Source organism: Micromonospora globbae, assembly GCF_003610785.1.
GTDB lineage: Bacteria > Actinomycetota > Actinomycetes > Mycobacteriales > Micromonosporaceae > Micromonospora > Micromonospora globbae.
Map to the genome: position 1 here is coordinate 286,137 of NZ_RAQQ01000005.1, position 18,806 is coordinate 304,942.

The window sequence follows — 18,806 nt, forward strand, 5'->3', positions numbered from 1 at the left end:
CGGTCAGGCGGCGGGCTCCCAGGCGTACGCGGCCAGCGGGGCGTCGAGCGGCGCGTCGACGAGACGGTTGGCGAACGTCGAGATGGTGTACGCCCCGACGCCGAGCACCACGTCCAGGGCGTGCCGGGGCTGGTAGCCGGCGGCCAGGAAGGCCCGCAGGTCCTCGTCCGGGACGGCGCCCCGCCGCTCCAGCACGGCCAGCACGAACCGCCGCAGCGCCTCCAGCCGGGCCTCCGGCAGCGGTGTGCCGGCGCGGAGCCCGTCGACCAGCTCGGTGGCGGCGCCGAGCCGGTGCAGCGTGGCGGTGTGCAGGGCCACGCAGACGTGGCACTCGTTGCGGGTGGCGACGGTCAGCACGACGACCTCCCGCTCCAGCGGGGCCAGCCCCGAGGACTCGAAGATCTTGTTGACGGTGAGGAAGCCCTTGAGGGTCTCCGGTGACTCGGCCAGCCGCGCGACCGCGGTGGGCACGTAGCCGAACGTCCGCCGGACGCCCTCGATGGTCTGGCGGGCGGCGGGCGGGGCGGTGTCGGGCGTGTGGGTGGGGAAGACGTGCTCGGGCACGGGTGACCTGCTCTCGGAGGGGTGGCGCCACGTACGATGGTCAACGTGGTTGACGAAATAGTAAACGTGGTTGTCGAACGTGGCAACGCCTGACCCCGACCGGCCCGGCTTCCTCCTGCCCCTGCTGCTGCTGGCCGGCTTCCGTACGCTCATCGACGACCTGCACGCGGAACTCGCCCGGCAGGGGCACCCCGACCTGCGGCCCCTGCACGGCTTCGTGCTCCAGGCCGTGGGCAACGGCACCACCGCCAGCGAGCTGGGCCAACGCCTGGGCGTCTCCAAGCAGGCCGCCGGCAAGACGGTGGACCGGCTGGTCGCCCTCGGCTACCTCGAACGGGCCGACGATCCCGCCGACGCCCGGCGCAAGCTGGTCCGGCCGACCGACCGGGGCCTGGACGGGCTGCGCCGTTCCGCTGTCGTCTTCGACCAGCTCCGGGACCGCTGGGCGGCCACCCTTGGCCCCGACCGGGTCGCGGCCATCGAGGACGACCTGCGCCGCATGGTCCCGGCCGACGTCTTCCGCCTCGACGTGCCCGGCTGGTTCGGCACCTGACACCGGATCGTCGGCGGCGTAGCCATCAGACACGCCGGGGCGGCGACGGCTGCGCTGTCACCCATCACCAGTCGACCCGGACGAGGGTCAGCTCAGGCCGCCGTACGAGTGCAGGCCCGTGAAGAAGATGTTCACGCCGAACAGGTTCATGAGCATGGTGAGGAAGCCGACCACGGCGATCCAGGTCGCCACGTTCCGCTTGACGCTCGGGGTGGCCCGGGCGTGCAGGTAGCCGGCGTACACCACCCAGGAGATGAACGCCCAGGTCTCCTTCGGGTCCCAGCCCCACGGCCGGCCCCAGGCCGCCTCGGCCCAGATCGCGCCGGCGATCACCGCGAACGTGAAGACCGGGAACGAGAAGGCGTGCAGCACGAACGTCAGCCGCTCCAGCGCGGCCGCCGCCGGCAGCCGCTTGGCCAGCGTGTACGGGAAGCTGCGCTTGCCCGCCTCGTAGCCGCGACGCATGAGGAACGCCACGGCCGGCACCACACCGAGCAGGAGGATGCCGGAGCTGAACACGATGGTGGAGACGTGGATGATGAACCAGTACGAGTTCAGCGCCGGGACCAGCGGCACCACCGGCACGTACAGCACCAGCTCGGCGGTCGCCACCAGCAGCACCATCACGAGGGTGAGGAACAGGCCGAGCTTGCGCAGCGACGGCCGCTTGGCGAGCACCACCAGCCAGCCCGCCACGCCGACGAAGGTGACCGTCAGCACGAACTCGTACATGTTGCCCCACGGCATCCGGTCGGCGGCGATGCCACGGGTGACCAGGGCGGCCAGGTGCAACGCGGCGGCCACCACGGTGGCGCCCACCGCGACCAGCCCGGCGATCCGCGCCTGGCCGACGGGACGGCCCTCCACGCCCGTCACCCGCGGCGCCGGATCCGGGGCCTTCGTGATCGTGCCACCGGAGCCGCCGACGGCCGCGCCGACCAGCTCCCGGGCGGGCTGCGCCACGACGTACCGCCGCCGGGCGTTGCCGAGGGCGTACTCGACGGCGTGGCTGATCATCGCGACCAGGTACGCGAGGATCGCGAACGTCACCAGCTGGTCGGAGAGTGCGGACATCAGTCGGTCCCTTCCCGCGTCCCGGCCCGGTCGTGGCCGTCGCGACCCGTGCCGGCCGCCTCGTCCGGCCGCCCGCCACCGCCCACGGCGGCGACGAGCTGCGCGAACTCGTCGGCGAAGCCTGGATAGTCGGTGCGCGGCAACCCACCGGCCTCGACCAAACTACTACCGCTCGTCGGAGTTTCGCCCGCGGGGTCCGCATCTCCGGGCGTCGTCACCCGGAAGAACACTCGCCGCCGGCGGCCGAACAGCGACCCCATCAGCCCGGCGAGCAGGAACCCGCAGCTCACCAGCAGCAGGCCCGAGCCGGGGTCGTGCCGCACCGAGAGCGTCACGTACCGCTTGGTGCCGAGGAACTCGACAGTCGTGCCGTCGTCCAGCTTCCACGACTCGCCCGGCCTGAGCACCTTGTCGCCGATCTGCTTCACCTTGCCCGTACGGATCTGCCGCTCGTCCAGCTCGTAGACCGATCCGGGGATGCCGGCGTCGAGGCCCAGGTTCCCCCGGTACGCGACGAGGTTGAGCGCCGGGTTGCGCTCGGCCGGATACTGCGAGCGCACGTACGGCGGGGCTTCCGGCGCCGTCGGCAGGTAGAGCCCCGTGAAGGCGACCTGGAGGTTCGAGTCCCGCCGGCCGGTCTTCGGGTCGACGTTGGCGTCCGGGAACGCGGCCAGTCCCTCGCCCGTCAGGCCGGCGTCGCCCGTGGTGAGGAAGGGCTCGTCGCTGACCTGGCTCTTGCCGTAGCGGTCGGTGTAGCGGATGACCGGCGCGTACCCGTGGCCGAGCAGGTAGACGTTGGCGCCGTCCAGCCGCAGCGGCGAGTTCACCGAGAAGTCCGCGCTGCGAGGAGCCTTGCCCGGCTCCTCGACGGTCACCGTGGCGTTGAAGTGGTCCGGCTGCCCCGACTCGAGGAACCGGGCCTCGAACCGGTCCAGGACCAGGCAGAACCCCGGCAGGTGGGCGCTGTCCACCCGCGGCCCGAGCTTCGCCTCCGCGTACTGCTGGCGGGTGTTGCAGAAGGCGTTGTCCTCGCCGGCCACCAGCAGCCGGTTGCCGCTCCAGCCGTACCAGTGGCCGAGCGCCACGCCGGCCAGCACCACGACCATGGAGATGTGGAAGACCAGGTTGCCGGTCTCCTTGAGGTAGCCCTTCTCGGCCGAGACCTCGTTGCCGCGCACCGCGACCCGCCAGCGGCGCCGGCGCAGCGCCTCGACGATCGCCGGCACGCCCCCCTCGGGAAGCGGCAGGACGGCGTGCTGGGGCAGCCGGTCCAGCCGCTTCGGGGCGGCCGGCGGCTTCGACCGCAGCGCCCGGACGTGGTCACGCATCCGGGGCGTGATGCAGCCGATCAGCGAGGTGAACAGCAGCAGGTAGATCGCGGAGAACCAGACCGAGCCGAAGACCTCGAAGGCGCCGATCCGGTCGAGCCGGGGAGCCAGGTCGGGGTGCTCGACGAAGTACTCGTTGACCTTCTCCGGGCTGATGTTCCGCTGTGGCAGCACCGAGCCCGGGACGGCCGCGACCGCGAGCAGGAAGAGCAGGACCAGCGCCGTACGCATGCTGGTGAGCTGCCGCCACGAGTTGCGCAGCAGCGCCAGGAGCCGGTTGGGGCGGCGGCGCGGCGCCTCGGCCGGGGTGGTGGGCCGCTCGTCCACGACGGTCATCAGATGCTCACCTCACCCACCCCGACGGTGGTCTGCAACCAGATCACGATGTTCGTCCACCCTCCGGTGACCAGCGCGAGCCCGATGAGCACGAGCAGGACGCCGCCGACCCGCGTGACCCAGCGGCTGTTCCGGCGGATGGCGCGGAAGACGCCCAGCAGGCGCTGGAAGCCCAACCCGAAGACGACGAACGGTATCCCCAGACCCAGGCAGTACGCCACGGCGAGCACCACGGCCCGGTCGGTCTGCCCGCTCACCGTGGCCATGCCCATGACGGCGGCCAGGGTGGGGCCGACGCACGGCACCCAGCTCAACGCGAACACGGCGCCGAAGACCGGTGCTCCCAGCAGCCCGGCGGCGGGGAGGCGCCGGATGCGGAACTCGCGCTCCATGCCCGGGATCAGGCCGACGAAGGCCAGCCCGAGCAGGATGACGAGCGCACCGATGACGATCTCCAGCGTCCGCTCGTACGTGAAGAAGACCTTCCCCACGCTGGCGAAGAGCACGGCGGTGGCCGTGAAGACGACCGTGAAGCCGGCGATGAACAGCAGCGTCCCGGCGAGCACCCGGCCCTTGACCGCGGCGACCGCGGTGGCCCGCCGGCGCACGACGGTGGCCGTCCCGCCGCCACCGGAACCGTCAGCCGGTGCCCCGTCCTCCACCTCGGGCGTCGAGAGAGCGCCCGTCCGTGCGCCGCGGCCCTCCAGGTCGGCGCCGGCCAGGCCGGTGACGTACGAGAGGTAGCCGGGAACCAGCGGGAGCACGCACGGGGACAGGAAGCTCACGAGGCCGGCGAGGGCCGCCGCGCCGATGGCCAGCAGCAGCGGGCCGGAGAGGGCGACCTGCCGGAACGTCTCGCCCATCAGCGTGCACCGGACTGCTCGGCGGCGATCCGCTCGACGATGGGTTGCAGGCCCTCCTGCCGTACGGCGGCCCGGATCACCACGGCGATCCGACCTTCCCGGTCGAGCACCACGGTGGCCGGGATCGTGTTCGGCGGGATATCCAGGGCGAGCGCCAGCCGGCTCGGCGGGTCGAAGATGCTCGGGTAGGTGACCCGGCCCTCCTCGAACGCAAGCGCCTTGTCCTTGCTGTCCTGCACGTTGATGCCGAGGAACGTGACGCCCGAGCCCTTGGTCGCCTGGTAGGTGGCCTCCAGGTCGTCCGCCTCCGCCCGGCAGGGCGCGCACCACGAACCCCAGAAGTTGAGGACGACCACCTGCCCGCGGGCCTGCGAGACGTCGTAGTTGCCGCCGGTGAGCAGCTCACCGGCGATCTTCGGCGGCGCGGACCGCTGGTCGGGCGCGCACTCGATGACGCCCTCCGGGGTGGTCGCGCACGTCTTCTCCTGGCTCTTCGACGTGCAACCCGCCAGCGCCACCGCGGCGACGGTGGCGAGCAGACCGGCGGTCCACCTCCGGGCGCGCATCAGGCCCCCTTGGCCGTCCGTGCGGTCGGCGACATGGCGACCAGGTGGGCGGCGGGCTCCGAGTAGCCGATGCCGACCACCTTCGCCCCGTCGAAGTGGAACGAGGTGAGGCTCGCGAGCCCGCACTGCCGCTTGCGCGGGTCGTGCCAGAGCCGCTTGCGCTCGACGTACCGGCGGAGCGTCCAGATGGGCAGCTGGTGCGAGACCAGGACGGCCTCGCGTCCCTCGGCGGCGACCCGGGCGGCGTGCAGCGCGGCGAACATGCGCTCGGCGATCGCCCGGTACGCCTCGCCCCACGACGGGGTGACGGGATCGCGCAGCACCCACCAGTTGCGCGGGTCGCGGAACGAGCCGTCGCCGGGCGAGACCCGCTTGCCCTCGAACCAGTTGGCGCTCTCGATGAGCCGCTCGTCCACCCCGACCGGCAGGCCGAACTGCGCGGCGATCGGCTCGGCCGTCTGCTGGGCGCGCTCCAGCGGGCTGGCCACCACGTGCACCACGTCCCGCTCGGCGAGCACCTGCGCGGCGGCCTTGGCCATCTGCACACCCAGCTCCGAGAGGCGGAAACCGGGCAGGCGCCCGTACAGGATCCGGTCCGGGTTGTGCACCTCCCCGTGCCGGAGCACGTGGACCACCGTCTTGCTCACCGCGTCACCCCCCGTGACCCGCCGCTGCCGCCGCCCGCGCCGCCGTCGGCAGCGCGGTGGCGATCTGCTCCAGGGCGGCGTCGTCCAGCGCCGCCGAGACGAACCAGGCCTCGAACGCGCTCGGCGGCAGGTAGACGCCGCCGGCGAGCATCGCGTGGAAGAACGCCTTGAACGCCGGCACCTGCTGGGTCCGCGCGCTGTCGTAGTCGACCACGTCGGCGTCCGTGAAGAAGATCGAGAACATGTTGCCCGCGTACGACAGCCGGTGCGGGACCCCGGCGGCGGCCAGCGCGTCGGACGCCAGCTTGCTCACGGCGGCGGCCGTCTCGTCCAGCCGGCGGTAGAGCGCGTCGTCGGCCAGCCGCAGGGTGGCGAGGCCCGCCGCGCAGGCCAGCGGGTTGCCGGAGAGCGTGCCCGCCTGGTAGACCGGACCGGCCGGGGCGAGCCGGGCCATGATCTCCGCGCGCCCGCCGAACGCCGCCGCCGGCAGGCCACCACCCATGACCTTGCCGTACGTCCAGAGGTCGGCGTCGCACGGGTCGAGGCCGTGCCAGCCGGAGCGGGACACGCGGAACCCGGTCATGACCTCGTCGACGATGAGCAGCGCGCCGTGTGCGTGGGCGATCCGGGCCAGCTCCTGGTTGAAGCCGTCACGCGGGGCGACGACGCCCATGTTGCCGGCGGCCGCCTCGGTGATCACGGCGGCGATGTGCGGGCCCTCGGCGGCGAAGGCCTCCTCCACCGCCCGCAGGTCGTTGTACGGCAGCACGATCGTCTCGCTCGCCGCGGCGCCGGTGACCCCGGGCGAGTCGGGCAGGCCCAGGGTGGCCACGCCGGACCCGGCGGCGGCGAGCAGCGCGTCCACGTGACCGTGGTAGCAGCCGGCGAACTTCACGATCTTGGAGCGGCCGGTGAAGCCGCGGGCGAGCCGGATGGCCGACATGGTGGCCTCGGTGCCCGAGTTGACCAGCCGGACCTGCTCGACCGGCGTACGGTCGACGATCTCGGCGGCCAGCTCGACCTCACCCGGCGTCGGGGTGCCGAAGCTCGTGCCCCCTGCCGCGGCGGCCTGCACGGCGGCGACCACCTCGGGGTGGGCGTGACCGAGGATCAGCGGCCCCCAGGAGCAGACCAGGTCGACGTAGCGCCGGCCGTCGGCGTCGTAGAGCCAGGGCCCCTCCCCCCGGACCATGAAGCGCGGGGTGCCGCCGACGGCACGGAACGCGCGCACGGGGGAGTTGACCCCGCCCGGCACGAGGGCGCGGGCGCGGTCGAACAGGGCCTCGGAGGCCGGCGCGTCGGCCGGGTAGCGGCCGGATCCGGCGGAAACGGTATCGGTCACGATGCCGCCATTGTGTCAGCGCCGACCGGCGAACCGGCAGGCACCCCGGCCAGGGGTTACCGGGCTCACCCGGCACGGGACTTCGCCACCCGGCAGGGGCGGGGTCGCTCCTCGGCAGGCCGGGTCGATCGGATCGCGTTAGGCTGGCCGGGTGGATCGTGCCGAACTGTCCATCACGCTACACCGGACGGGTGACGAGGTCGTGCTGCGTCTCGCCGGTGAGATCGACATGCTCACGGCCGCCCAGCTCTCGACCGTCGTGAACGAGGTGCTCACCGATCCGCCGCCGCGGATCGTGCTGGACCTCGCCGGTGTCACCTTCTGCGACTCCCAGGGCCTGGGCACGCTGGTCGTGCTCAGCCGCAAGGCGAGCCACGCCCAGAGCCTCCTGGTCCTCACCCACGTGGGCGATTTCCTGCTGCGCGTCCTGGACATCACGGGCCTCCGCTCGGCCCTGATGATCCGCAACGACCAGCCAGCCAGCTGACGACCCCTGCCCGACCCGGCGGCCGCCGCCCACCGCGCCCCCGGTCTGCCCGTCTGCCCGTCTGCCCGTCTGCCCGCCCGTCTGCCCGGTGATCATGAGGTTGACGGGGCGACGTGCCCCGTCAGTGCCCGCCAACCTCATGATCACGGGAAGGAACGCGGGGCGCGGAGGGCGCGTGCGCGGGTCAGGCCGGGGCGCCCCAGCGGGCCTGTTCCAGCAGGTCCGCGGCACGGTCGCGCGCGTCCGGGTCGTCGCTGCGCAGCAGGGCCGTGGCCTCGTCGACCGCGTCGGTCAGCATCCGCCACTGCGCCTCACGCTCCCGCACCAGCTCCGACTGGGCGGCGAGCTGCCGGGTCTTGACCCACAGCTCGACGAAGACGGAGACCTTGGCGCGGAGCACCCACGGGTCGAACGGCTTCGTGAGGTAGTCGACCGCACCGACCTGGTAGCCGCGCAGGGCCAGCTGGGCGTCCCGGTCGGCGGCGGTGAGGAAGATGATCGGCACGTGCCGGGTCCGCTCCCGGCGCTTGATGTGCCCGGCGGTCTCGAAGCCGTCCATGTCCGGCATCTGGGCGTCCAGCAGGATCACCGCGAAGTCGTCCACCAGCAACTGCTTGAGCGCCGCCTCGCCGCTCTCCACGGCGACCACCTGGACCGGCAGGCCCTGGAGGATCGCCTCCAGCGCCATCAGGTTCTCCCGGCGGTCGTCGACGAGCAGCGCCTTGGCCATCTGGGTCACGAGTTCTCCTCGGTCCGGCTGCCGCTGATCCAGGACGACATGAGTTCGATCAGTTCGTCCAGGTCGACCGGCTTCGTGATGTAGTCGCTACCGCCGGCCGCCAGCGCCGACTCCCGGTCGCCCGGCATGGCCTTCGCGGTCAGGAAGACGATGGGCAGGTCGGCGAAGCGGTGGTTGCGACGGATCTGGCGGGTCGTCTCGTACCCGTCCTGGTCCGGCATCATGGCGTCCATCAGCACGATGTCCACCTCCGGATGCTCGGCCAGCAGGCGGACGCCGTCCGCCCCGTTGTCCGAGTACAACACGGTCATCCCGTGCAGTTCCAACGCGCTGGTCAGGGCGAAGACGTTCCGGACGTCGTCGTCGATGATCAACACGGTCGCGCCGTCGAGCTGGCGGCTGGTCGGCCCGGGCGCCGGCTCGGGCACCTCCAGCGGCGGCATGAGCAGCGACGACGGCAGACCGGCCCGGGACGGCGACGGCGGCAGCGGGGCGACCACCGCGTCCGGCGCCAGCACGTCCGGTACGAAGAGCGTGAACGTCGAACCCTGACCGGGCGCCGAGGTCACGGTGATGGTGCCGCCGAGCAGCCGGGCCAGGTCGCGGCTGATCGACAGGCCCAGGCCCGTGCCGCCGTACCGGCGGCTCGTCGTGCCGTCGGCCTGCTGGAACGCCTCGAAGATGATCGACAGCTTGTCGTCCGAGATGCCGATGCCGGTGTCGATCACGGTGAACGCGATCACCTGACGGGCGTTCGTCAGCGTCGGCACGTCGAAGACGGCGCTCTCGGCCGCCGGGGCGATCCGCAGGGTCACCGCGCCGTTGTCGGTGAACTTCACGGCGTTGGAGAGCAGGTTGCGCAGGATCTGCTGCAACCGCTGCGCGTCGGTGACGAGCGACGGCGGCAGATCCTTGCTGACCCGCACCTGGAAGTCGAGCCCCTTGTCCTCGGCCTGCGGCGCGAACGCCTGCTCGACGTAGCCGCGGATCTCGTCGAACCGGACCTCGGTCGGCTCGATGTCCATCCGCCCGGCCTCGATCTTGGACAGGTCGAGGATGTCGTCGATCAACGAGAGCAGGTCGGAACCGGCGCTGTGGATCGTACGGGCGAACTCGATCTGCTTCGGCGTGAGGTTCTGCTCCGAGTTCTCGGCGAGGAGCCGAGCCAGCAGGAGCAGCGAGTTGAGCGGCGTACGCAGCTCGTGGCTCATGTTCGCCAGGAACTCCGACTTGTACGCCGAGGCGCGGGTGAGCTGCTGCGCCTTCTCCTCCAGGCCCAGCCGGGCCAGCTCGATCTCCCGGTTCTTGATCTCGATGTTGCCCTTCTGCTCGGAGAGCAGGGTGGCCTTCTCCTCCAGCTCGGCGTTGGTGCGCTGCAGCTCCGCCGACTGTTCCTGGAGCTCGTGCGCCAGCCGCTGCGACTGGGCCAGCAGCTCCTCCGTACGCCGGTTGGCCTGGATGGTGTTGACGGCGATGCCGATGGTGAGCACCAGGCGCTCCAGGAACGACAGGTGCAGCTCGGAGAAGGGCACCACGCTGGCGAACTCGATCACGCCGAGCAGCTCCCCCTCGAACAGCACGGGGAGCACCACGAGGTCGGCGGGGGGCGTGCTGGCGAGCCCGGAGCGGAGCGTCAGCGAGCCGTTCGGAGAGGCGCTGACCCGGATGGTCCGGCGCGAGAGCGCCGCCTGCCCGACCAGCCCCTCACCCGGCCCGAACGTGACGTCCTGCCCGCGCGCCACGTACCCGTACGAGGCGGTGAGCCGCAGCCGCATGCTGCCCTCGGAGTTGTCCACCAGGAAGAACGCGCCGAGCTGCGCGTCGACGAGCGGCGTGACCTCCATCATGATCATCCGGCAGACCTCGCCGAGGTCGCGCTGTCCCTGGAGCAGACCGCTGATCCGGGCGAGGTTGGAGTCGAGCCAGCCCTGCTCGGCGTTCTTCTTGGTCGTCTCCCGCAGGGTGACGATCATCTGGTTGATGTTGTCCTTCAGCTCGGCGATCTCGCCCTGCGCCTGGACGTTGATCCGCTGGGTCAGGTCGCCGCGCGTCACGGACGTCGAGACCTGGGCGATGGCCCGCAGCTGGGTGGTCAGCGTGGAGGCCAGCTGGTTGACGTTCTCGGTGAGGTCCCGCCACGTGCCGGAGACGCCCTTGACCTGGGCCTGGCCGCCGAGCTGCCCCTCGATGCCGACCTCGCGGCCGACCCGGGTCACCTCGTCGGCGAACGACGACAGCTGGTCGACCATCGTGTTGATGGTGTTCTTGAGTTCCAGGATCTCGCCCTGGGCGTCGACCGTGATCTTCTGGCTCAGGTCGCCCTTCGCCACGGCCGTGGTGACCGAGGCGATGTTGCGCACCTGCGCGGTGAGGTTCGACGCCATCGAGTTGACGTTGTCGGTGAGGTCGCGCCAGGTGCCCGACACGCCCTTGACCTGCGCCTGACCGCCGAGCTTGCCCTCGGTGCCCACCTCGCGGGCCACCCGCGTCACCTCGTCGGCGAACGACGACAACTGGTCGACCATCGTGTTCACGGTCGACTTCAGCTCCAGGATCTCGCCCTGGGCGTCGACCGTGATCTTCTGCGACAGGTCGCCCTTCGCCACGGCCGTGGACACCTGGGCGATGTTGCGCACCTGCGCGGTGAGGTTCGACGCCATCGAGTTCACGTTGTCGGTGAGGTCGCGCCACGTGCCGGCGACGCCCTTGACCTGCGCCTGACCGCCCAGCTTGCCCTCGGTGCCCACCTCACGGGCCACCCGCGTCACCTCGTCGGCGAACGACGACAGCTGGTCCACCATCGTGTTCACCGTGTTCTTCAACTCCAGGATCTCGCCCCGGGCGTCCACGGTGATCTTCTGGCTCAGGTCGCCCTTCGCGACGGCGGTGGTGACCGAGGCGATGTTGCGGACCTGGCTGGTCAGGTTCGACGCCATCGAGTTCACGTTGTCGGTGAGGTCGCGCCAGGTGCCCGACACGCCCTTGACCTGCGCCTGGCCGCCGAGTTTGCCCTCGGTGCCCACCTCGCGGGCCACCCGCGTCACCTCGTCGGCGAACGACGACAGCTGATCCACCATCGTGTTCACCGTGTTCTTCAGCTCCAGGATCTCGCCCTGGGCGTCGACCGTGATCTTCTGCGACAGGTCGCCCTTCGCCACGGCCGTGGACACCTGCGAGATGTTCCGCACCTGCGCGGTGAGGTTGCCGGCGAGCTGGTTGACGTTCTCCGTGAGGTCACGCCACGTCCCGGAGACGCCGCGGACCTGGGCCTGACCACCCAGCTTGCCCTCGATGCCCACCTCACGGGCCACCCGCGTCACCTCGTCGGCGAACGACGACAGCTGATCCACCATCGTGTTCACCGTGTTCTTCAACTCCAGGATCTCGCCCTGGGCCGCGACCGTGATCTTCTGCGACAGGTCGCCCCGGGCCACCGCGGTCGAGACCTGGGCGATGTTGCGCACCTGCGCCGTCAGGTTCGACGCCATCGAGTTGACGCTGTCGGTCAGGTCCTTCCAGGTGCCCGCGACGTTCGGCACCTCCGCCTGGCCACCGAGCTTGCCCTCGGTGCCCACCTCGCGCGCCACCCGGGTCACCTGCTCGGCGAAGAGCCGCAGGGTGTCGGTGAGCGAGTTCATCGTGTCGGCGAGTTCGGCGACCTCGCCGCGCGCCCCGACGGTGATCTTCTGCGACAGGTCGCCCTTCGCGACCGCCCGGGCCACCTGGGAGATCGACCGCACCTGGCCCGTCAGGTTCGACGCCATGGTGTTCACCGAGTCGGTGAGGTCCTTCCAGGTGCCGGCCACGCCCCGCACGTCGGCCTGGCCGCCCAGCTTGCCCTCCGTGCCCACCTCGCGGGCCACCCGGGTCACCTCGTCGGCGAACGACGACAACTGGTCGACCATCGTGTTCACGGTGCGCCCGATCCGCAGGTACTCACCGCGCAGCGGCCGGCCGTCGATCTCCATGGCCATGTGCTGGGACAGGTCGCCGTCGGCCACGGCGACGATCACCCGGGCGATCTCGGTGGTGGGCCGCCCCAGGTCGTCGATGAGCGAGTTGACCGCACGGTGGTTCTCGGCCCAGGAGCCGTCCAGCCCCTCCTCGTCCAGCCGCTCGGTGAGCCGGCCGTCCCGGCCGACGACCCGGCTGATCCGCTTCAGGTCGAGGTGCTGCCGCTCCTGGAGCGACACGACCTCGTTGAAGGCGTCCGCGACCTCCCCGACCCGCCCGGCGCGCCGGGGCAACCGGACCTTCAGGTCACCACGGCGCATCCGCCGCAGCGCGTCGGTCAACTCGTCGAGGAACGCCTCGTGGTCGGACGCGGACGGATCCGCCACCGACTGCTTCACCGCGGTCATTCTTCCTCGTCTCCGCTCGGGGGCGACCGGCTCGTGCCGAGATGCCGGCCATCCCCATATTGTGCCCGTGGAGCCGCTGGTGCCAGGGCCAGCGCCCACGCGCCACACGCCGGGCGGCCCGGGCCGCCCGGCCAGCACGCCGCGCTTCCCGCCGGTCGTGGCCGGCACCGGTTTGGCAGCCACCGGGCCGGCGGTGGAGGATACGAGGGTGTCGGCGGAGACGAGGCCCGCGGCGGCCGGGGGCCCGGACGGGCACCTCCGGCGCGTCCGCCTGCCGGCCGACCGGCGTACGCCCGCGGCCGCCCGCGCCCTGGTCCGCTCCGTCCTGGCCGAGGCGCACCTGGACGAACTGCTCAACGAGGCACTGCTGCTCACCACCGAGCTCACCACGAACGCCGTGGAGCACGCCGGCACGGACCTGGACATCGAGGTCGTCGCGGACGATGTCGGGCTGACCGTCACGGTCTCCGACTTCGCCTCCGGGCCCGTCGAGGAACTGATCGTCGGCGTCCGCAACGAGGCCCACGAGATCGCCGAGGTCGCCGAGCGGGGTCGCGGCCTGCTGCTCGTCGACCACTTCGCCAGCCGGTGGGGCACCACCTACCTGCCGAGCGGCAAGGGCGTCTGGTTCCGGCTCGACCGGACCGCCGGAGCCGGGACCGCGGAGGAGCCCGCCGTCGGCGCGCTGGCCACGCCGGGCGCCACCGGGAGCGCCGACCCGTCGCCGGAGGCCAGCTCCGCGTCGAGCGCCGCCGCCGTGAGCGAGCTGATGCAGATCGGCCCCGACCCGTACGCGGAGGACCCGCTGCCCGACTTCGCGACGAGCCTGCTCACGCGGGTGGCCGAGATGGTCGGCGCGGCCGGCGGGCTGATCCGGCTCGACCGGGGCGACGGCACGGGGCCGCAGGTGCTCGCCCGCTACGGGCGGCAGCCCCGGGCCGGCAACGAACTGCTCCACGTGCCGCTGACCGTGCACCGCCCGTACACCGGCGAGCTGGAGCTGGACGCCGCGCCGTCGGCGTACGCCCGGCCGCTGGCGGTGCTCGCGGCCGAGCGGCTGTCGCTGCACCTGGAGAACGACCGCCTCCGCCGAGCCGACGTCCGGCGGCAGGCGTGGCTGACCTTCCTCGCCGAGGCGAGCGAACTGCTCGCCCAGTCGCTCGACGTCGAGTTGACCATGGCGCTCGTCCCGCAACTGGTGGTGCCCCGGCTCGGGCAGTGGTGCGCGGTGCACACGACCGACGAGTGGGGACGCCTGCGGTTGGCGGCGGCGACCCACGCCGACGAGTCGGTCCTGCCGCAGCTGCACAAGGTGCTCGCCGAGACCGGCCCGGACTCGATCCAGGCGCGGCTGCGCGAGGCGTCCCGCAGCGCCGCGCAGGTGCCGCTCGGCGGGCCGATGGAGGGTTTCGCCGTCCCCCTGATCGCCCGGGGCCAGCGGCTCGGCACCCTGGCCGTGGGCCGTCACCAGCGGCACCGGCACGACCCGGACGAGCTCGCCGTCCTGGAGGACGTGGCCCGCCGGGCGGCGCTGGCGATCGAGAACGCCCGGATCCACGCCGAGCGTCGCCGGGTCGCCCAGACGCTCCAGCAGTCGCTGCTGCCCCCGGTGCTGCCCGTCGTGGAGGGGATCGGCTTCGCGGCCGAGTACGTCCCGGCCGGCGGCGACGCCGACGTGGGCGGCGACTTCTACGACGTGGTGCCCCTGCCGGACGGGCGGTGGCTCGTGGTGATCGGTGACGTCTCCGGCAAGGGCGTGCAGGCGGCGGCCGTCACCGGGCTGGTCCGCGACGTGATCCGCGTACTGGTCGGCGACGGCAAGCCGCTGCCCGAGGTGCTCGCCCGTCTCAACGAGACGCTCGTCGAGCGCGGCGGTGGGCGGTACTGCACGCTGGCCCTCGCGGCGGTCGGCCCCGGCGACGGCGACCGGCTGGACGTCTCCCTGCACCTGGCCGGGCACGACCGGCCCGTGCTGCTCCGGGGCGCGGGCGGCGGCCGGTTCGTCGGCACCGGCGGCACCGCGCTCGGCCTGCTCGACACGATCAGCACGCCCAGCGCGAACGTCCCCCTCGGTCCGGGCGACGCCCTGGTCTTCTACACCGACGGCGTGACCGAGCGGCGGCGCGGACGGGAACTCTTCGGCACCGAGCGTCTCCGCGAGGCCGCCGTGCCGCTGGCCGGCTACTCGGCCGACGTGGTCGCCGCGAGGCTGCGGGCCACCGCGCTGAACTTCTCGGTCGAGGCGCCCCGCGACGACATCGCGATCCTCGTCCTGCGCAACGACGCCGCCTGACGGCGGCCGGCCGGCAGCCGGGCGGGACGGGGGTCAGCCGCCGCCGGGGAGGCGGCCGGGGGCGAGCCGGTGGTGCGGATCGAGGTGGGCCTTGGCCGCCCGCAACCGGGGCAGGCCGGTCAGCTCACCCCACAGGTCCACGGCCCGGCGGACCGTCGGGGGCGCGGACAGGACCACGCAGCGCCCCTTGCGCGCCAGCAGCACGCCGCGGACGGCGGCCAGGATCGAGGCGACCCGGTCGGCGGGGAGCGACCCGGGCAGCGCGGCGTGCACCACGCCGAGACCGGCGGAACCGCGTACCGGCACGGGCGCGCCGGCCGCGTCGCGCAGCGCGTAGACGGCCGCGTGCAGGTCGGTGATCGGCACCTCGATGCGCAGCGCCGTGTCGCCCGGCGCGAACGGGTACCGCCGCCACCACGGCGGGGGCGAGTGGGTGACGGTCGCCTCGCCGTCCAGGAGGGCGACCAGCCGCTCGGCCCGCTCGGCGGCGTCCGCCGGCCCGCCCTCCAGCAGCACCACGAGGCTGCCGGCCCGCGACGGTACGCGGGCGCGGCCGGCCATCGACGGGTGCCGCGCCCGCGCCGCGGCGGCCGGGTCGTCGGGTCGGATCCTCGGCCGGGGCCGCGCGTCGCCGGGAAGGTCCAGCTCGATGGCGGCCGGGTCGAGCCGCGCCGCGAGGATCGCCCGCACCAGGTCGTGCACCTCCAGCGGCGTCCACACGGGACGGGACACCCACAGCCGGCTGGCCGGCACGGGCTGCACCCGCAGCGTGGCGGAGACCAGGACGCCGAGCGCGCCCTGCGAGCCGCAGAGCAGCCGGGCCAGGTCCAGCCCGGGCACCCCGCCACCGGCGCTGACCAGTTCGCCCTCGGCCGTCAGGTAGCGGAGGCCGACGAGCTGGTCGCAGGGGGCGCCGTGCCGGTGCCGCAGCGGACCGGCCTCGCCCGCGGCGAGCACCCCGCCCACGGTGGCCCCCGGCGAGGGCGCGTCGACGGCGAGCCGCTGCCCCGTGCGCTCCAACGTGGCCTGCACGGCCCGCAGCGGCGTGCCCGCGCCGACCTCGGCCACCGGAGCGCCGACCGGCTGGTGCCCGATGCCGGCCAGCCGGCCGGTGTCGAGCAGGATGTCGACCTGCTCGGGCGCCGCACCCCAATCGATCTTCGTGCCGGCGCCGCGGGGCACCACCGTGAGGTCGTGTCGGGCGGCGAGCCGGAGCACCTCGGCCGCCGCGTGCGGGCTGCCCGGGACGGCCACCCAGCGGGCGGCGCGACCGGCCACCTCGTCGGCGGGCCCGGCGAACCGGGCGAAGGGCGGCCCGCAGATCTCCGTCAGTCGTTGGGTGATGTCGAGGGCGCCGGGTCGATCGGTGGAACTCGCTGCTGCCGCCATGTCGGCCATCGTACACATGTTCGAAAGCGGAGGTGGCGGATTTGCGACCGCGCGCGGAACAGGCGCCTGTGCCGTCCGCATCCGGAACGCACCCCCGACGGGCCGGTAACGTGGCGCCGTGACCACCGAGACTTCCCCGCCCGTCGCCAAGCGGGTGCCCGCCGAGCGCACGCACCACGGCGACACCGTCGTCGACGAGTACGCCTGGCTGGCCACCAAGGACGACCCCGACACGATCGCGTACCTGACGGCCGAGAACGAGTACACCGAGGCGCGTACGGCACACCTGGCGCCGCTGCGCGAGCGGCTGTTCGAGGAGATCCGCCGGCGTACGCAGGAGACCGACCTCTCGGTGCCGACCCGCAAGGGCGGCTACTGGTACTACACGCGCACCGTCGAGGGGCAGCAGTACGGCGTGCACTGCCGCCGCGCGGTCCGCGACGGCGAGACCGAGCCGCCGGTCAGCGCGGACGGCGCCCCGCTCGACGGCGAGGAGGTGCTGCTCGACGGCAACGTGCTGGCCGACGGGCACGACTTCTTCGCCCTCGGCGCGTTCGACGTCAGCCCCGACGGGCGGTGGCTCGCGTACTCCACCGACTTCTCCGGCGACGAGCGGTTCACCCTGCGGGTCAAGGACCTCGCCACCGGGGAACTGCTTCCCGACGAGGTGCCCGGCACCTTCTACGGCACCGCCTGGTCCGCTGACGCGTCGGTGCTCTTCTACGTGACCGTCGACGAGGCGTGGCGGCCGTACCGGGTCTGGCGGCACGTCATCGGCTCCCCCTCCGCCGAGGACGTGGTCGTCCACCAGGAGGACGACGAGCGCTTCTGGGTGGGTGTCGAGCTGACCCGCTCGGAGAAGTTCATCGTCATCGACATCCACAGCAAGATCACCAGCGAGGTGCGGGTGATCCCGGCGGGCAACCCGACCGGGGTACCCGCCGTCGTGGCGCCCCGACGGCAGGGCGTGGAGTACACGGTGGAGCACCACGGCCACCGGTTCCTCATCCTGCACAACGACGGCGCGGAGGACTTCGCGCTGGCGTACACCTCGGCGGACGCGCCCGGCGACTGGGTGCCGTTGATCGAGCACTCGCCGGGCACCCGCCTCGAGGCGGTCGACGCGTTCGAGAACCACCTGGTGGTCTCGCTGCGGACCAACGGGCTGACCGGGCTGCGGGTGCTGCCGATCGGCGGCGGCGACGCGCACGACATCGACTTCCCCGAGCCCCTCTACAGCGTCGGCCTGGACGCCAACCCGGAGTACCGCACCGGGCAGATCCGCCTGCGCTACTCGTCGCTGGTCACCCCGGACTCGGTCTACGACTACGACCTGGTGACCCGCCGGATGGTGCTGCGCAAGCGGAAGCCGGTGCTGCCCGGGCCGGACGGGCGGCCGTACGACCCGGACGACTACGAGATGCAGCGCGACTGGGCGCTCGCCGACGACGGCACCCGCGTACCCATCTCCCTGGTCTTCCGCAGGGGCACGCCCCGCGACGGCTCCACCCCCTGCCTGCTGTACGGCTACGGCTCGTACGAGGCCAGCATGGATCCGTGGTTCTCCGTGGCCCGGCTGTCGCTGCTGGACCGTGGCGTGATCTTCGCGGTCGCGCACATCCGGGGCGGCGGCGAGCTGGGGCGGCGCTGGTACGAGCAGGGCAAGCTGCTGGCCAAGAAGAACACGTTCACCGACTTCGTGGCCTGCGCACGGCACCTCGTGAAGGCCGGCTGGACGTCGAGCGACCGGCTGGTCGCCCGTGGCGCGTCGGCCGGCGGGCTGCTGATGGGCGCCGTGGCGAACCTCGCCCCGGACGCGTTCGCGGGGATCGTCGCGCAGGTGCCGTTCGTGGACGCGCTCACCTCGATCCTCGACCCGTCGCTGCCGCTCACGGTCACCGAGTGGGAGGAGTGGGGCAACCCGCTCGACGACCCGGAGGTGTACGCGTACATGAAGTCGTACACGCCGTACGAGAACGTGGCGGACGTCGACTACCCGGCGATCCTCGCGGTGACCAGCCTCAACGACACCCGCGTGCTCTACCACGAGCCGGCGAAGTGGATCGCCCGGCTGCGGGCCACCGCGCCGCAGGGCGACTACCTGCTCAAGACGGAGATGGGCGCCGGCCACGGCGGCCCGAGCGGCCGGTACGACGCGTGGCGCGAGGAGGCGTTCGTCAACGCCTGGATCCTCGACCGGCTCGGCCGCGCCTGACGTCGTACGGGGAGGGGCCCTCCGGAAGGGCCCCTCCCCGACGCGCCCC

Annotated in this window: 13 protein-coding genes and 2 pseudogenes; 4 read left to right on the top strand and 11 right to left on the bottom strand. The window is 72.7% G+C overall.

All coding sequences use genetic code 11. The annotated features are described in order from the left end of the window. Positions 1–3: 3 nt before the first annotated feature. Positions 4–564, bottom strand: a complete 561-nt coding sequence (locus D7I43_RS09320; RefSeq protein WP_240032869.1) for a carboxymuconolactone decarboxylase family protein — start codon at positions 562–564, stop codon at positions 4–6. A 79-nt stretch (positions 565–643) separates the two neighbouring features. Between D7I43_RS09320 and D7I43_RS09325 the strand changes: the two genes are divergently transcribed. Then, positions 644–1,117 (top strand): MarR family winged helix-turn-helix transcriptional regulator, encoded by a 474-nt coding sequence (locus D7I43_RS09325; RefSeq protein WP_120328083.1) that lies wholly within the window; start codon positions 644–646, stop codon positions 1,115–1,117. 87 nt (positions 1,118–1,204) lie between these two features. Here the strand turns inward: D7I43_RS09325 and ccsB are convergent. The 7 genes and pseudogenes from ccsB to hemL form a co-directional block, all read right to left on the bottom strand. Next, positions 1,205–1,960 (bottom strand): annotated as a pseudogene (gene ccsB, locus D7I43_RS09330) (c-type cytochrome biogenesis protein CcsB); the annotation flags it as partial. A gap of 69 nt (positions 1,961–2,029) precedes the next feature. Beyond that, positions 2,030–2,191, bottom strand: a pseudogene (locus D7I43_RS34340) (c-type cytochrome biogenesis protein CcsB); the annotation flags it as partial. Then, positions 2,191–3,855, bottom strand: coding sequence for a cytochrome c biogenesis protein ResB (resB, locus tag D7I43_RS09335; RefSeq protein WP_120328014.1), 1,665 nt, complete (start codon positions 3,853–3,855; stop codon positions 2,191–2,193). The gene resB and the pseudogene D7I43_RS34340, both read right to left, overlap by 1 nt. Beyond that, on the bottom strand, positions 3,855–4,718 hold the full coding sequence (locus tag D7I43_RS09340; RefSeq protein WP_120328015.1) for a cytochrome c biogenesis CcdA family protein: 864 nt from the start codon (positions 4,716–4,718) through the stop codon (positions 3,855–3,857). The genes resB and D7I43_RS09340 overlap by 1 nt, the downstream gene beginning before the upstream one ends. Next, the gene (locus tag D7I43_RS09345; RefSeq protein ID WP_120328016.1) at positions 4,718–5,284 is read right to left on the bottom strand and encodes a TlpA family protein disulfide reductase; all 567 of its coding nucleotides are present in this window, start codon (positions 5,282–5,284) and stop codon (positions 4,718–4,720) included. Before D7I43_RS09345 ends, D7I43_RS09340 begins: the two co-directional genes overlap by 1 nt. Beyond that, positions 5,284–5,931, bottom strand: coding sequence for a histidine phosphatase family protein (locus D7I43_RS09350; RefSeq protein ID WP_120328017.1), 648 nt, complete (start codon positions 5,929–5,931; stop codon positions 5,284–5,286). The genes D7I43_RS09345 and D7I43_RS09350 overlap by 1 nt, the downstream gene beginning before the upstream one ends. A gap of 4 nt (positions 5,932–5,935) precedes the next feature. Continuing rightward, the gene (gene hemL, locus D7I43_RS09355; RefSeq protein ID WP_120328018.1) at positions 5,936–7,273 is read right to left on the bottom strand and encodes a glutamate-1-semialdehyde 2,1-aminomutase; all 1,338 of its coding nucleotides are present in this window, start codon (positions 7,271–7,273) and stop codon (positions 5,936–5,938) included. Between the two features lie 151 nt (positions 7,274–7,424). On the opposite strand from hemL, the gene D7I43_RS09360 reads away from it, so the two are divergent. Beyond that, positions 7,425–7,760: an STAS domain-containing protein gene (locus tag D7I43_RS09360; RefSeq protein ID WP_120328019.1), complete on the top strand. Its 336-nt coding sequence runs from the start codon at positions 7,425–7,427 to the stop codon at positions 7,758–7,760. A gap of 184 nt (positions 7,761–7,944) precedes the next feature. Here D7I43_RS09360 and D7I43_RS09365 read toward each other — a convergent pair whose 3' ends face one another. After that, on the bottom strand, positions 7,945–8,499 hold the full coding sequence (locus tag D7I43_RS09365) for a response regulator (protein ID WP_120328020.1): 555 nt from the start codon (positions 8,497–8,499) through the stop codon (positions 7,945–7,947). Then, positions 8,496–12,860, bottom strand: a complete 4,365-nt coding sequence (locus D7I43_RS09370; RefSeq protein WP_120328021.1) for a HAMP domain-containing protein — start codon at positions 12,858–12,860, stop codon at positions 8,496–8,498. Before D7I43_RS09370 ends, D7I43_RS09365 begins: the two co-directional genes overlap by 4 nt. A 208-nt stretch (positions 12,861–13,068) precedes the next feature. Between D7I43_RS09370 and D7I43_RS09375 the strand changes: the two genes are divergently transcribed. After that, positions 13,069–15,153, top strand: a complete 2,085-nt coding sequence (locus D7I43_RS09375) for a SpoIIE family protein phosphatase (RefSeq protein WP_120328022.1) — start codon at positions 13,069–13,071, stop codon at positions 15,151–15,153. A 33-nt stretch (positions 15,154–15,186) separates the two neighbouring features. On the opposite strand, the gene D7I43_RS09380 is transcribed toward D7I43_RS09375, so the two are convergent. Then, positions 15,187–16,542, bottom strand: coding sequence for an FAD-binding oxidoreductase (locus tag D7I43_RS09380; RefSeq protein ID WP_120328084.1), 1,356 nt, complete (start codon positions 16,540–16,542; stop codon positions 15,187–15,189). A 118-nt stretch (positions 16,543–16,660) separates the two neighbouring features. Here D7I43_RS09380 and D7I43_RS09385 point away from each other — a divergent pair, with 118 nt between their 5' ends. Continuing rightward, positions 16,661–18,757: a S9 family peptidase gene (locus tag D7I43_RS09385; RefSeq protein ID WP_120328023.1), complete on the top strand. Its 2,097-nt coding sequence runs from the start codon at positions 16,661–16,663 to the stop codon at positions 18,755–18,757. Positions 18,758–18,806 lie beyond the last annotated feature (49 nt).